This window comes from Nonomuraea sp. NPDC049655 (assembly GCF_044465465.1).
Taxonomy (GTDB): Bacteria; Actinomycetota; Actinomycetes; order Streptosporangiales; family Streptosporangiaceae; genus Nonomuraea.
Genome location: NZ_JBITLS010000003.1, coordinates 445,822 through 459,126, shown reverse-complemented (window position 1 = coordinate 459,126; position 13,305 = coordinate 445,822). Strand labels below are relative to the sequence as shown.

General features: G+C 71.8%; 13 protein-coding genes. 9 read left to right on the top strand and 4 right to left on the bottom strand.

Annotation, left to right across the window (positions count from 1 at the left end):
- The first annotated feature begins 13 nt into the window (after positions 1-13).
- The 4 genes from ACIBQ6_RS11870 to ACIBQ6_RS11855 all read left to right on the top strand — a co-directional run bounded on the left by ACIBQ6_RS11870 (position 14) and on the right by ACIBQ6_RS11855 (position 1,791).
- Positions 14-352 carry a metalloregulator ArsR/SmtB family transcription factor gene (locus ACIBQ6_RS11870; RefSeq protein WP_352356418.1) on the top strand — a complete coding sequence of 113 codons (339 nt, stop codon included), beginning with the start codon at positions 14-16 and terminating at the stop codon, positions 350-352.
- Positions 339-956 (top strand): SRPBCC family protein, encoded by a 618-nt coding sequence (locus tag ACIBQ6_RS11865; protein ID WP_387675066.1) that lies wholly within the window; start codon positions 339-341, stop codon positions 954-956. Before ACIBQ6_RS11870 ends, ACIBQ6_RS11865 begins: the two co-directional genes overlap by 14 nt.
- Positions 953-1,351 carry a VOC family protein gene (locus ACIBQ6_RS11860; RefSeq protein ID WP_358004655.1) on the top strand — a complete coding sequence of 133 codons (399 nt, stop codon included), beginning with the start codon at positions 953-955 and terminating at the stop codon, positions 1,349-1,351. The genes ACIBQ6_RS11865 and ACIBQ6_RS11860 overlap by 4 nt, the downstream gene beginning before the upstream one ends.
- A 65-nt stretch (positions 1,352-1,416) precedes the next feature.
- Positions 1,417-1,791, top strand: a complete 375-nt coding sequence (locus ACIBQ6_RS11855; protein ID WP_397211481.1) for an NAD(P)-dependent oxidoreductase — start codon at positions 1,417-1,419, stop codon at positions 1,789-1,791.
- A 65-nt stretch (positions 1,792-1,856) separates the two neighbouring features.
- Here ACIBQ6_RS11855 and ACIBQ6_RS11850 read toward each other — a convergent pair whose 3' ends face one another.
- Positions 1,857-4,739 (bottom strand): hypothetical protein, encoded by a 2,883-nt coding sequence (locus ACIBQ6_RS11850; protein WP_397211479.1) that lies wholly within the window; start codon positions 4,737-4,739, stop codon positions 1,857-1,859.
- Between the two features lie 140 nt (positions 4,740-4,879).
- Between ACIBQ6_RS11850 and ACIBQ6_RS11845 the strand changes: the two genes are divergently transcribed.
- Both ACIBQ6_RS11845 and ACIBQ6_RS11840 read left to right on the top strand, forming a co-directional pair.
- Positions 4,880-7,621, top strand: a complete 2,742-nt coding sequence (locus ACIBQ6_RS11845; RefSeq protein WP_397211477.1) for a toll/interleukin-1 receptor domain-containing protein — start codon at positions 4,880-4,882, stop codon at positions 7,619-7,621.
- Between the two features lie 84 nt (positions 7,622-7,705).
- Positions 7,706-8,419 (top strand): hypothetical protein, encoded by a 714-nt coding sequence (locus tag ACIBQ6_RS11840; protein ID WP_358286783.1) that lies wholly within the window; start codon positions 7,706-7,708, stop codon positions 8,417-8,419.
- A gap of 44 nt (positions 8,420-8,463) precedes the next feature.
- On the opposite strand, the gene ACIBQ6_RS11835 is transcribed toward ACIBQ6_RS11840, so the two are convergent.
- Positions 8,464-9,060: a TetR/AcrR family transcriptional regulator gene (locus tag ACIBQ6_RS11835; RefSeq protein ID WP_397211475.1), complete on the bottom strand. Its 597-nt coding sequence runs from the start codon at positions 9,058-9,060 to the stop codon at positions 8,464-8,466.
- Between the two features lie 44 nt (positions 9,061-9,104).
- Here ACIBQ6_RS11835 and ACIBQ6_RS11830 point away from each other — a divergent pair, with 44 nt between their 5' ends.
- Entirely contained in the window at positions 9,105-10,052 is a 948-nt protein-coding gene (locus ACIBQ6_RS11830) for a GNAT family protein (protein WP_358286780.1), read from the top strand.
- 8 nt (positions 10,053-10,060) lie between these two features.
- Here ACIBQ6_RS11830 and ACIBQ6_RS11825 read toward each other — a convergent pair whose 3' ends face one another.
- Entirely contained in the window at positions 10,061-10,558 is a 498-nt protein-coding gene (locus tag ACIBQ6_RS11825; RefSeq protein ID WP_397211474.1) for an FBP domain-containing protein, read from the bottom strand.
- 69 nt (positions 10,559-10,627) lie between these two features.
- Here ACIBQ6_RS11825 and ACIBQ6_RS11820 point away from each other — a divergent pair, with 69 nt between their 5' ends.
- Positions 10,628-11,197, top strand: a complete 570-nt coding sequence (locus ACIBQ6_RS11820; protein ID WP_397211473.1) for a TetR/AcrR family transcriptional regulator — start codon at positions 10,628-10,630, stop codon at positions 11,195-11,197.
- A gap of 21 nt (positions 11,198-11,218) precedes the next feature.
- On the opposite strand, the gene ACIBQ6_RS11815 is transcribed toward ACIBQ6_RS11820, so the two are convergent.
- On the bottom strand, positions 11,219-11,725 hold the full coding sequence (locus ACIBQ6_RS11815) for a ricin-type beta-trefoil lectin domain protein (protein WP_358286777.1): 507 nt from the start codon (positions 11,723-11,725) through the stop codon (positions 11,219-11,221).
- 106 nt (positions 11,726-11,831) lie between these two features.
- Between ACIBQ6_RS11815 and ACIBQ6_RS11810 the strand changes: the two genes are divergently transcribed.
- Positions 11,832-13,304 (top strand): pyridoxal phosphate-dependent decarboxylase family protein, encoded by a 1,473-nt coding sequence (locus ACIBQ6_RS11810; RefSeq protein WP_397211471.1) that lies wholly within the window; start codon positions 11,832-11,834, stop codon positions 13,302-13,304.
- Position 13,305 lies beyond the last annotated feature (1 nt).

Genomic DNA, 13,305 nt, shown 5'->3' with positions numbered 1-13,305 from the left:
AAACACTGAGGTCGTGCACGCGTTCGACGTCCTCGGGGATCCGGTCCGCCGCCGGATCCTGGAGCTGCTGGCCGGCGGCGAGCAGAGCTCCGGCGAGGTCACCGCAGTCATCCAGCGAGAGTTCGGCGTCTCACAGCCGGCGGTCTCCCAGCACCTGAAGGTGCTGCGCGACAACGGGTTCGCCAGCGTGCGGGCCGAGGGCACGCGACGGCTCTACGCCGTGGAGCCCGCGCCGCTGCGGGAGGTCGACCTCTGGCTCGACCGTTTCCGCGGCTTCTGGGAGCAGCGCCTCGACGCGCTGGCCACCGAGCTGGCGCGGGGCAGAAGAAAGAAGCACGATGGACAGCCTTGATGAGATATCCCGGATCAGGCGCGAGCTCACGGACGGCGAGCGCAAGTCCGTGACCCTGACCCGCCACTACGACGCGGAGGTGGCGGACGTCTGGGACGCCTGCACCGACGGTGAGCGCATAGCCCGCTGGTTCATGCCGGTCTCCGGCGACCTGCGGCTGGGGGGCACGTACCAGCTGGAGGGCAACGCGGGCGGGCAGATCCTCGCCTGCGAGCCGCCCTCCTACCTCAGGGTGAGCTGGTTGTTCGGGCCCGACCCCGGTTTCTCCGAGGTCGAGGTGCGCCTGTCGGCCGAGGGCGGGGGCACCCGCTTCGAACTGCGCCACACCGCCGAGGTGCCGCCGGAGATGTGGGGCCGGTTCGGGCCCGGGGCGGTCGGCGTGGGCTGGGACCTCGGGCTCCTGGGCCTCCGGCTGCATCTGTCCGGGCTGCCGATGCCCGACAAGGCCGGCTTCGAGCTGACCGCCGACGGCCGCCGCTACATCACGGCCAGCAGCCGGGCGTGGGGCGCGGCCTTCGAGGAGGCCGGGGCGCCGCCCGAGGCCGCCGCCGCCGCGGTCGCCGCCACCACCGCTTTCTACCTACCGACGGAGGACCAGTCATGAGCCAGAAGACCACCACGTTCCTGATGTTCCAGAACCGCGACGCCGAGGAGGCGATGAACTTCTACGTCTCGCTGTTCGAGGACTCCAAGGTGGTGGCCGTCTCCCACTACGGCCCGGAGGGGCCGGGGCCCGAGGGAACCGTCATGCACGCCACGTTCACCCTGGCCGGCCAGGAGTACATGTGCATCGACAGCAGTGAGCGGCACGCGTTCGGCTTCACCCCCTCGATGTCGATCTGGGTCGCGTGCGACACCGAGGAGGAGATCGACCGGCTCTACGCGGCGCTGGCGGAGGGCGGCCAGCCGCTGATGCCGATCGGCTCGTACGGCTTCAGCACCAGGTTCGGCTGGGTCAACGACCGGTTCGGCGTCTCCTGGCAGCTCAACCTGGCCTGAGGGCCGCCCCGGACGACGAGTAGGGTGAGTAAGTGTTTACCCACCCTCTCGTGAAGGGGCCCGACATGAGGCTCGTCATCTTCGGCGCGACCGGCCGCACGGGGCTGGAGCTCGTCCGGCAGGCGCTCGACCTGGGGCACGAGGTCACCGCCGTCGTCCGCGACGCCGCCCGGTTGCCGGCCGGGCTGCGCGACCGCGTCGAGACCGTGACCGCCGACCTGGCCGAGTCCGAGCGCCTGCTGCGCGCCTCGGGCCTGGACTGGACGATCGTGCGCCCCTCCCGCCTGCTCGACGGCGGGCCCACCGGCCGCTACCGCACCGCCCTGGACCTCAACCTGCGCGGCGGCCGCTCCACCACCCGCGCCGACCTGGCCGACTGCATGCTGAAGCTGGCCGCCGACCCGGCCTCGGCGGGGCACGTCGTCTCGGTGGCCACCTGAGGGCCAAGGCCATGTGAGGTCCTGACGGCCACCACGCGACGCGCGTGGTGGCCGTCAGGGTCGGGTCAGTACACCTCGATCTTGTTGGCGTTGACGTCGTCGAGCACCCCGATGATGTCGCTGTAGCGAGCCGAGGTGCCGGAGTCGATCGGCAGCGCCATCGTCTCCTGGGCGTAGATCATCGCGGCGCGCACGGTGCCCAGGCCCAGCCGCCTGGTCGTCGCCGAGTCGATCGCCGTCCCGGCGTTGACGCGCCTGGTCGCCAGGTTGAAGTACGTGCCCAGGGCGTGCTCGCGGAGCACGGTCTTGGGCCCGTTGGCGTCGTGGAAGGCGGAGTCGATCTCGGCCGCCGACAGGGCGCCGCTCTGGTCGCTGTCGTAGCGCTGGTCGGTGGCCTGGATGCGGGCCAGGGACTCGGCCGTCCACTGTCCTGAATGGTTCGTCCAGTAGCCCTTGGACAGCGGATCCCTGGTGGGCGGAACGGCCGTGACCGTGGTCGTGGCCGAGTCCGAGACCGGGTCGAAGGTGCACGCCCCGCCGGTGTTCCTGTAGGTCACGGACACCTCGCTCGCGTACGCCGTGCCCGCCGTCGCCAGCAGTGTCGGCCGCGCGGTGAAGACGATGTTCCGTTCGCCGGACCTGGCGGGCAGGGCGCCCACGTTCCAGACCAGCGTCCTGGTGCCGTCGGCGTTGAGCGTCACCGAGTCCGGCTTCGGCCCGGCGCCCAGGTCGAGCGCCTTGCTGTAGTAGACGCCGGCGGGCAGCGTGCCGGTGACGACGGCGTCGGAGGCGCCGCCACCGCCGGTGTTCGCGTAGGCGATGGTGTACGTGATCGCCTCACCGGCGTTGACCGTGGCGGTCGCCGTCTCGTTCACCGTCAGCACCGGGGCGCGCACCGTGGTCGTGGCGCGCGCGGTGTTGTCGCTGGTGTACGGGTCGGGCACGCCGTTCGTGTCCTTCCCGGTCACCGTGACGGTGTTGGTGAGCACCGTGCCGTCGGTCGTGTCGCACGGCACCTGGTAGGTGAACTTCGGCGTGACGGTGTGCACGTCGCCCTTGTTCAGGTCGGGCACCGGGCGTTGCCGGGTGGTGCCGTCGGGCATCGTGTCGGTGAGCGAGACGGCCGTGGCCTTGCCCGGTCCGAGGTCGGTGACGTCCACGGTGTAGGTCACGGTGTCCCCGCCGTCGGCTTCGGCCTGGTCGGCGGACTTGGTGACCTTCAGGTCGGCCTGCTGCGACAGGGCCAGGACCATCTCCTCCGTCATCTCGTCGGGCGTGCTCCGCGGCACCCCGTCGTTGAAGCCGTCGGCGTTGAGCCTGGGGTTGTACTGCAGGTGGGCCCAGTCGTCGTAGCCGTGCAGCGTCTGGGTGTCATCGGTGATGTGGCATCCCTTGCCCGGGACGCCGATGGACTCGATGTAGTTGATGTCGGCGGGGATGTCGCCCTCTGTGTTGCCCTTTTCCCCGTTCCAGTCGATCGGGCCGCTGTTGGCGGGCTCGACGTGGGGTTTGCCCTTGATCCCGTACACGGTGTAGCGGTCGGGGTGCGGCGTTCCGCGCACGCCGAGGTTCTCGTTGAGGTGCTGCTCCACGAGCCGGGTGGGCTCGGTGGTGCCGAGCGCGGTGCCGGCGGCTGTGCTGCTGAAGTCCATGGGCCGGGTGAAGTTGATGTCGGGGAACTGGAGCGCGTAGTTCATCACGCTCAGGTAGTTGGGTTTGCAGTTGACGTCCTCGTCGCCGCCGTGGCCGAGGCTGAGCGTGTGCCCGAGCTCGTGCATGAAGGTCGAGGCCTGGGCGACCCTCAGTCCGCCGACGTCGTTGATCGCCTGGGCGCTCCACGTGCCGAGCGTCACGACGAAGTCGTTGCCGCCCTGGGGGCCGACGGCGTACCACTCGGAGTTGCCCGAGGAGTCGGGATCTTCGAGGTAGCTCTCGGCGAAGATCATGTAGCGGTACACGTCGCGTTTGGCCTTCAGGATGTTCGCGCAGTTCCCGTCGTTGCGGTCGGCGCGGGTGCCGAAGTGTCCTGTGCAGGGGCCGGCCGGTTCGCCGTTCTTCAGCTCGTTGAAGTCCACGAGCACCGGATCGGACCTCTCGAACCGGATGTTGGACGTCTTCGGCAGTTCCTCGTCCTTCAGCACGTGGAGGTTGACGCCCAGGTATTTGGTCGCCGCCGGATGGGCCGGGTCGGGGTGATAGGGGTCGACCGGTGCTGCGGCGAAGGCGTCCACGACGTCGCCGAGCCCGAACCAGTCGGGCTCGTTGTCCTTCATGTAGTCCGCCTCGACGAACAGGTCCTTGCGGTAGGGCAGCGCGTTGTACGGCGGGTCGCCCAGGGCCAGGTCGACCTGGTTGTCGTTGTTGACGTCGTAGCCCACGCCCGGCGTCTCCCAGGCGTTCATGATGCCGTCGCCGTCGCTGTCGGCGGCGCCGCCCGTGGTCCTGGCCAGCGTGATGCAGGCGGGTGTGGTGATGGTGAAGAAGCCGCGGGCCGAGTCAGGGCCGGTGGTCTCGCTCTCCCCCGACAGGGTCAGGGCGCCGGCGCCCTGCTCGGCGGTCAGGCCGCCGCCGGTGAAGACGCACGTGTTCAGGTCGAACTTGAGATCCAGGTAATCGCCGTTCTTGGCCCAGTGAATGACGTTGTTCTGGCTCAGGTCGTCCTGGTCCCACAGTTCCAGGTGGATGTCGACGGGATTCCGGCTGGTGTCGACCGTGGCCTTGTGGACCCAGTTGGTCCGGAAGTCGGGGCCGTGGGCACAGCAGTAATCGTCCTCGCCGTCGTACAGGTCCTCGTTCCCGATCTTGAATTTGGGGTAGTAGTCGTTGCCGCAGGACTCGCCCGCGCCCTCGTCGCACGACAGCTCGACCACCCGGTACAGGCTGACGGTGACCTCCGCGGTCGCCGCCTGGGCCGGGCTCGGACCGAGATACGCCAACCAGGCCAGCACCAGTAACGATGCGGCTAACGCACGAATGCTCCTCATTCCGCGTCCCCTCCAGACTGTGTATCCCGCTCAGTATGCGAAGGCGCGAAACAAGGCGCGTGAGTAACCGGGTACTCAAGCCGCGCGTCTCTATCATCGTGAACGTGCCTGGCATCCGCGGGACTTCGACGCCGATTCCGTACGACTCCTTCATCTCCTACAGCCGGGCCGCCGACGGGCTGCTCGGCCCCGCTCTGCGTGATGGGCTGCACCAGTTCGCCCGTCCCTGGTACAAACTGCGGGCGTTGCGGGTCTTCTGCGACACGCGCAGCCTGTCGGCGTCCCCGGGACTGTGGACGACGATCGAGGCCGCGCTCGATGCCTCGCGCTGTTTCGTCCTGCTGGCCTCCCCGGAGTCGGCGCGTTCGGTGTGGGTGCGGCGGGAGATCGAGCACTGGCGCTCGCTCGATCCGGGACGGCCCGTCTTCCTCATGCTCACCGGCGGCGACCTCGTCTGGGATCACGCGGCCGGGCACTTCGACCAGACCCTGACCACGGCGCTGCCCGAGTCGCTGCTCACGTCGTTCACCGAGGTCCCTCTGTGGGCGGACCTGCGCTCGATCCGCAGCCAGAGCGACCTCTCGCTCAGCAACCCGGCCTTCCTCGACGCCGTCGCGACGCTCGCCGCCACCCTGCACGGCCGGGCCAAGGACGAGCTCGTCGGCGACGACGTCCGGCAGCACCGGCTGGCCCGGCGCTTCCGGCGGCTCTCGTGGACCGGGCTGTCCGTCCTCACCACGGCGGCGGTCGTCGCGGCCGCCGTGGCCGTCCACGCGGCCGACGTCGCCGAGGCCCAACGCGTCAGAGCCGACGCCGAGCGCGACCAGGCCCTGTCGTACCTGGCCAGTGATCGCGGCATCCAGATCGGCGAGAGTGATCCGGTCGTCTCCGGCCTGCTGGCGGCCACCGCCTGGCACTTCGCCCAGACCCCCGAGGCCCGCTACGGCATGGTGGCCGCCCTGGCCTCCCCGGTGCGCGCCATCCTGGACAGCGGCTCCTACCACGGCGGCGCGGTGGCCTTCAGCCCGGACGGCCGGACCCTGGCCACCGGCGGCACGGACGGCACCACCCGCCTGTGGGATCCGGAGACCGGCCGGCCCGCCGGGGATCCGATCAAGGACGGCGGCCTCGCCCTGGCCTTCAGCCCGGACGGCCGGACCCTCGCCGTCGCCGGCTTCGACGGGACGATCAGGTTGTGGGACCTCTCCACCAGGACAGCGGTCCCGCTCACGGGTCATCGGTCCGTCGTGTGGGCCCTGGCCTTCAGTCCGGACGGCCGGACCCTGGCCAGCGCGGGCCAGGATCACACCGCCCGGCTGTGGGACCCCGCCACCGGGAAACCCGTCGGACGACCTCTCAAAGGCCACACCGGCGAGGTCAGCGGGGTGGCGTTCAGCCCGGACGGCGCAATCCTGGCCACCGCCGGCCGTGACGGGATCGCCCGCCTGTGGAATGCCGCCACGGGACGCCCCGTCGGAAAGCCCCTCAAGGGCCACACCGACGACATCCGAGCCGTCACGTTCAGCCCGGACGGCCGGACGCTGGCCACCGGCGGCTACGACGGAGAAATCCGGCTGTGGAACCCCGCCACCGGGGAACCCGTCGGACGACCTCTCACAGGTCACACCGGCGCCGTCACCGGACTCGCGTTCAGCGAGGACGGCCGGACCCTGGCCTCCGGCAGCTGGGACAGGACCGCCCGGCTGTGGAACCTGGCGACCCGGCGCCCGGCCGGCGACGCGTTCACCGGCCACAGCGGCTTCGTCTACGGCGTGGCGCTCAGCCCGGACGGCGCAACCCTGGCCACCGTCAGCGGGGACGGGACCGCCCGGCTCTGGCGCGCCGCCGCCCGGCGGCCGGTCACCGACCCGCTCATCGGTCACCAGGACGAGGTCTCGCAGCTGGCGTACAGCAACAACGGCGACATCCTGGTCAGCAGCGGAGCTGACGGAACCATCCGCGTCTGGGACCGGGTGACCGGCAGGCGACTCGGTCCGCCGATCCGCGGGAGGTACCCGTACACATGGCCGGTGGCGATCAGCCCGGACGACAGGACGCTGGCCGTCGGTGACGACGACGGCGGTCTCCACCTGTGGGACCTGGCCACCCGGCAGCAAATCGGCACCCCCGTCAAGGCCGCGGCCGGCACCATCTCCGTGCTGACGTTCAGTCCGGACGGCAGGACCCTGGCCGTCGCCTCCGGCAAGGGAATCCTCCAGTTATGGGACCCCGCCGCCCGCCGTCCGGTCACCGCTCCGATCAAGGCCCACAGCGACGTCCTCCACCGGATCGTCTTCAGCCGGGACGGCAGGATCATGGCCACCGTGGGAGGCGGCACGGCCAGGCTATGGGACGCCGCCACCCGGCGGCCGATCGGCGCCCCGATCGGGGACTCCAGCGTCACCTGGCTGGCGTTGAGCCCGGACAGCAAGCTCCTGGCCACCGTGGGAGAGCAGGGAACGGTCAGGATCTGGGACACGGCAGGCCGCCGCCCCAAGGGCGCCTTCAAGGACCGCACGGGCACCATCTCCACCGTCGAGTTCAGCCCGGACGGCAGAACGCTGGCCACCGACGCCGCCGCGGGCGTCCAGCTCTGGGACGCGGCCACGACGAAGCCGATCGGGAACCCGTTCAAGAGCGGCGAAAGCGCTGTCTCGTCGCTGGCCTTCAGCCCGGACGGCCGGACCCTGGCCGGCTCCTACGACAAGGGAACGATCCTGCAATGGAAGGTGGACGTCCCGGCGGATCCGTTCCCCTCGCTCTGCGCGGCGGCCGGTCGCTCGCTCACCGAGCAGGAGTGGGGCCGCTACCTGCCGTCCGGCACCCCCTTCGAGAAGGTCTGCTGAAACCACGGCCGACCCTCTACAGCCGGAGGGGGATCACACGTAAAGTCTGATCGTCGCAGTCGGCCGAGGAATGGAACCCCCCGGATGAAGGCACGTGTCGTCGCGATCATGCAGGTGCGGTGGGTGCGGCTGCTCGCGTCGGCGCTCGTCGGCGCCGTCGTGGGCCTGGCGATCTTCGAGATGACCGAGGCGGGCGGCCGGTGGATCTTCGTCGTCACCGGTGCGGTCGCCGGCATGGCCGCCGTGATCATGGTCCAGTTCTATGCCAGGACGGCCAGGCTGACCGAGGTGAAGGTCACCGTGCCGCAGCTCAGCGAGCTCACCTTCCTGGTGAACAACGAGAGCCGCCAGGTGGCCTGGCACCTGTTCGTCGAGACCGTCACCCGGGTCTCCGTTCAGTCGCTCGACGACGAGGAGGGCCTGGTCAGGGAGGCCATGAACTCTCTGTACGGCCTGTTCGCCACCACCCGCGACGCCCTCAAGACCAGCCGCCCCTCGGCCCCCGTGCCAGGCGGGCAGACCGTGGAGTACTTCGCGATCTCGATGCTCAACAAGGAACTGCGCCCGTTCCTGTCCAAGTGGCACCCGCTGCTGACCGCCTGGGAGCGGGCGCATCCCGGCGAACCGGAGTCGGCCTGGCCCGGCGACCAGGAGTGCCGCGCCCATCTGCGCCTGCTCCAGTCCGCCATCTCCGCGTACGCGGAGGGCTTCGGCCACCTCGCCGGCATCCGTGACCCGCAGACGCTGATCGCGGGCATGACGCCCGCCGGGTCGCAGGTCCCTCCGACCGCCGGCTGATCTGAACCCCACGGGCTTCGTGCCCAAAAGCTCAAGGCCATGGCCTAAGGGCGGGCCGCGATCGAGGAGAGGAAGTCGTCGAGCAACGCGACCTGGACGTCCTCGGGGAAGCGGCCCGGGTCGAACAGCGCCTGGACGACGAGCCCATGGGTGAACGCCACCGCGCCGGCCGCCAGCCGTTCGGGGTCGGCCTCCTGGGGCAGTTCGCCGAGGTCGCGGGCGGTCTCCAGGTGGGCGCGCAGCGCCGAGCGCAGGCGGGTGTAGCGGGCGGCCTGGCCGGCGCCGAGGTCGTCGTCGGCCAGGGCCAGGTCCCATGAGCTGACCCAGATGCGGTTGCGGGCGACGTCGGCCGGGCCCAGCGGCAGGATGTCGAGCAGCGCGGCCCTGAGCGCCGCCAGGCCGGGGGCCGGGGGCTCGCGGCGGGGACGGGCGGCCGTGCGCCGCTCCAGCAGGTCGAGCGCGTGCCCGACCAGGGCCCGCTTGGTGGGGAAGTAGTGCATGAGCAGGCCGGTCGACACGCCCATGGCGGCGGCGACGGCGCGCAGCGTCAGCCCGCCGAACCCCTTGTCGGCCAGCACCTGCCAGACCGCCTGCGAGACGTCCTCACGGCGGGCTTCACGGTCTCCTGCTGCGGGCGGCATGCTGCTACCTTACATACCGAACGCTCGTTACGTACTTTGGGACGGTGTCCGTGTTCGCACTTCCGCTCGGCGACGAGGCCGAGCTCCGCCCGCTGGAGCCCTGGCGGGCCCAGGAGTTCCTCGATCACATCGACCGGGCCCGCCCGTCGGTGGACCCGTGGATCCCGTGGGCCGAGCGCAGCACCGACCTGGCCTCGGCGACGGCCGTCCTGCAGCGCTACGCCGACGACCAGGCCGCCGACGGCGCCCGCATCTACGGGATCTGGCTGGCCGGCACGCTGGTCGGCGGCGTGATGTTCACCCGGTTCGAGGCGGTCTCGGGGGTGTGCGAGATCGGCTGCTGGCTGGAGCCGGCCGGCGAGGGCCGGGGGCTGGTGACCCGGGCGTGCCGGCTGCTGATCGACTGGGCGTTCGCCGAGCGCGGCATGGCGCGCGTGGAGTGGTGGGTCTCACCGGGCAACACGCGCAGCATCGAGGTCGCGCGCCGGCTCGGCATGACCCGCGACGGCGTGCTGCGCAGGCGTTTCCCGCACCGGGGCGAACGGCACGACAGCGAGGTCTGGTCGCTGCTGGCCGGCGAGGCGCCCGCCTCCGGCGTCAAGGCCGAGCTCGACCGGCTGATGGCGGCCTTCCTGGACGCCTTCACCAACACCGGCGGGCGCCGCCCGGACGTCGGCGCCGTCCGGGAGCTGTTCGTCCCGCAGGCGGTGATCGTCAACAACACCGGGCCCGAGCCCGTGGTGCACGATCTGGACGGTTTCGTCGAGCCCCGGCAGCGCATGCTCACCGACGGGACGCTGACGGAGTTCCGCGAGTGGGAGGTGGCCGAGCGCACCGAGATCTTCGGGTCGGTCGCCCAGCGGTTCAGCGACTACCGCAAGTCCGGCGTCCGGGACGGCGTGCGGTTCGCCGGCGCGGGCCGCAAGACGACCCAGTTCGTCCGGACGCCCGCCGGGTGGCGGATGAGCTCGATGGCCTGGGACGACGAGTAGCGGGCGGGTCAGGCGGTCACCTTGTCCAGGAAGGCGCGCACGTTGGCGTACGCGCGGGCGGCCTTCTCGGCCGGCGTCAGCGACTCCTCCACGACGCCGGCGCCCGCGGCCTCCCTCTTGCCGCGCAGGTAGAGAGGGCAGGCCAGGTCGGCGCACAGGTACTGCCCGACGGTGTTGCCCTGACGGCCGGGCTCGCCGGTGCGGCGGGCGGTCATCAGGGCGACGCCGCCGCTGGTGTGCGTGGTCAGGCAGAAGGAGCACATGCTGCGCGCGGTGTAGGAGCGCGAGGCGCCGGAGGTGACCCGCAGGGCGACGCCGACCAGGGAGCCGTCGGCCTCGGCCACCAGGTAGGCGCGCTCGGGGGCGCCGGGATCTCGCCAGCCGAGGAAGTCGAGGTCGTCCCAGGGCAGGTCGGCCAGATCCCGGGGCAGGCCGGCGCGTTTGGCCTCGCCTTTGGAGCAGTTGATGAACGACGTGCGGATGTCGTGTTCGGTCAGGGGTCTCATGAGTGTGGAGGCTAGCTTTTCTTAACGGTAGTATGCAAATACTTAAAGCCTGTAAGAAAGGGTGCTGCCGTGGCCCGCGCGGGAGTGACCGTCGACCGCCTGACCAGGGCGGCCGCGGACCTGGCCGACGAGGTCGGCTTCCAGAACGTGACCGTCTCCGCGCTCGCCCGCGGCTTCGGCGTCAAGCCCGCGGCCCTGTACGCGCACGTCAAGGACATCCGGGAGCTGCGGGTCAGGGTGGCCGAGCTGGCTCTGGGCGAGATGGCCGACCGGGTCGCCGCCGCGCTGGCCGGCCGGTCGGGCAAGGAGGCGCTGGTGCCCTTCGCCGCGGCCTACCGCACCTACGCCAAGGAGCATCCGGGCCGGTACGCCGCCACCCAGCTGGAGCTGGACTCCGAGTCGCTGGACGTCAGCGCGGGCCGCCGGCATGCGGAGCTGACGCGGGCCGTCCTGCGCGGCTACGACCTGGCCGAGCCCGACCAGACCGACGCGCTGCGCATGCTGAGCAGCACGCTGCACGGTTACGTGACCCTGGAGATGGCCGGCGGGTTCCGCCGCCATCCCCGCGAGGTGGACGCCTCCTGGTCCAGGGCCCTCGACGCCCTGGACGCGGTGCTCAGGAACTGGCCGCCGGCCTGAGCCCGTGGTCAGGCCGCGTGGTCAGACCGCGGCCCACAGCTGGGCCTTGTTGGTCAGCCCCGGCGAGCAGGGGAAGATCTTGACGAAGGTGTCCAGGGTGTCCAGGCAGCTGCCCGGCGCCAGGGACGAGCGGATCTGGTTGAACCCCGACCCCTTGACGAACGGCACCCCGCCCAGCGTGAACCAGCGGACGGCGGGGTCGGCGTCGCCGCAGGCCCGTTCCACCACCTGCGCGCCGAAACCGGCCGAGTCGGCCGCCACGCAGAGCCGGGTCAGCGGGTTGCGCAGCAGGAACGAGTCGCTCGCCAGCGGGACGATCTCCCACCGCTGCTCGTTGACGTCGTGGCAGGTGAAACGCTGCAGCCGGGCGCCGGGGACGAAGATGTCGTCCTCGGTCCGGATGTCGAGGCATTTGCCCTGCTCGGCCTCCTTGACGTGGACCGGGGTGGCGGCTTGTGCGGCGGCGGGGACGAGGCCGAGGGCCAGCGCCACGCCCAGGGCGGACACGATCCGGAGCGGGTGTCGCATGCGGGTCTCCTTGTGGTCGGCGGGGTGCCTGTCCTCAAGGGCGTTCCATGGCGTTCCATCGCGGTGTCCGCTGGCCGCGGCGGCGCCGGTGCCGCACAGTGGCCGGATGAGCGATGCGACGAAGGGCTGGGCCCTGTCCGGTGGCGTGGGCGGGGCGGCCGCGCTGGAGCCGCTGCTGCGTGAGGTGCTGGCCGCCCTGGCCGAGGGCGCGCGGCGGCGCGGCGGCCCGCTGCCCGCCCGCACGCCCCAGGAGCTGGCCGCCGAGGTGGCGCGAGTGTTCGCGCCGGAGGGCGAGCGGCTGGGGGCGCTGACCGAGCTGCTGGCCTATGGGAGCGCTGATCCGGCCGATCCGTTCTGCGCGGCGCACCTGCACTGTCCGCCGCTGGCGGTGGCGGTGGCGGCCGATCTGGCGGTCTCGGCGCTCAACCCGTCGCTGGACTCCTGGGACCAGGCGCCGGCCGCGACCGCGCTGGAGACGGCGCTGCTGGCCGAGCTGGCCCGGATGGTGGGGTTCGGGGCGGCCGCGGCCGGCGTGCTGACCTTGGGCGGCACCGAGTCCAACCTGATGGGCCTGATGCTGGCCAGGGATCTGGCGGTGGGCCGGTCGGCGGGCGTCCGGGCCGAGCTGTCGGGCCTGCCGGGCGGGGGTCCGCGGCTGCGGATCTTCGCCTCCGAGGCCGCGCACTTCTCCACCCGGCGGGCCGCGGCGCTGCTCGGGCTGGGTGAGGACGCGGTCGTCGCCGTCCCGGTCGACCGGGAGCTGCGGATGGAGGCCGGAGCGCTGGCCGGGGCGCTGCGGGCGAGCGCCGGGCGCGGTGAGCTGCCGGTGGCGGTGGTGGCCACGGCGGGCACCACGGACACCGGGGCGATCGATCCGTTGCGTGCGTGCGCGTCGCTGGCCGCCGAGCACGGCGCCTGGCTGCACGTCGATGCCGCCTACGGCGGTGGCGCGCTGCTGTCGGACCGGCTGGCTCCGCTCCTGGACGGTCTCGCGCTGGCCGACTCGGTGTCGCTGGACTGGCACAAGCTCGGCTGGCAGCCGGCCGCGGCCGGGGTGTTCCTGGTGCGCCGGGCCGAGACGTACGCCTCGCTGGCCCGGCGGGCGGTCTACCTCAACCCGGCCGACGACGAGGAGGCCGGTTACCCGAGCCTGCTGGGGCTGTCGCTGCGCACCACGCGCCGGGCCGACGCGTTCAAGATCCTGGTGACGCTGCGCACGCTGGGCCGGTCGGGGCTGGGCCGCCTGGTGGACGCCTGCCACGACCTGGCCCGGTACGGCGCGGCGGCGGTGCGCGCCCATCGGCGGCTGGAGCTGCACGCCGACCCGGTGCTGACCGCGTTCCTGTTCCGGTACGTGCCGGCCGATCCGGCGCGCTCGGACGAGGTGAACGCGGGGCTGCGGCGCAGGCTGCTGCGGGAGGGCCGGGCGGTGGTGGGCCGGACCGAGCTGCCGGGGACGGGCCCGGGCCGGGTCCGGCTCAAGCTCACGCTGCTCAACCCGCACGCCAGGCCGGGCGACCTGGACCGGCTGCTGGCCGTGGTCGCCGCGGCGGGCCAGGCCGAGGAGTCCGGCCTCTGAC

What these genes read in the sequence shown, in the direction of transcription:
- ACIBQ6_RS11810 (WP_397211471.1), top strand. Translation starts at nt 11,832, where the DNA reads ATGAGCGATGCGACGAAGGGCTGGGCCCTGTCCGGTGGCGTGGGCGGG.
- ACIBQ6_RS11825 (WP_397211474.1), bottom strand. Translation starts at nt 10,558, where the DNA reads ATGAGACCCCTGACCGAACACGACATCCGCACGTCGTTCATCAACTGC.
- ACIBQ6_RS11840 (WP_358286783.1), top strand. Translation starts at nt 7,706, where the DNA reads ATGAAGGCACGTGTCGTCGCGATCATGCAGGTGCGGTGGGTGCGGCTG.
- ACIBQ6_RS11860 (WP_358004655.1), top strand. Translation starts at nt 953, where the DNA reads ATGAGCCAGAAGACCACCACGTTCCTGATGTTCCAGAACCGCGACGCC.
- ACIBQ6_RS11865 (WP_387675066.1), top strand. Translation starts at nt 339, where the DNA reads ATGGACAGCCTTGATGAGATATCCCGGATCAGGCGCGAGCTCACGGAC.
- ACIBQ6_RS11815 (WP_358286777.1), bottom strand. Translation starts at nt 11,725, where the DNA reads ATGCGACACCCGCTCCGGATCGTGTCCGCCCTGGGCGTGGCGCTGGCC.
- ACIBQ6_RS11835 (WP_397211475.1), bottom strand. Translation starts at nt 9,060, where the DNA reads ATGCCGCCCGCAGCAGGAGACCGTGAAGCCCGCCGTGAGGACGTCTCG.
- ACIBQ6_RS11855 (WP_397211481.1), top strand. Translation starts at nt 1,417, where the DNA reads ATGAGGCTCGTCATCTTCGGCGCGACCGGCCGCACGGGGCTGGAGCTC.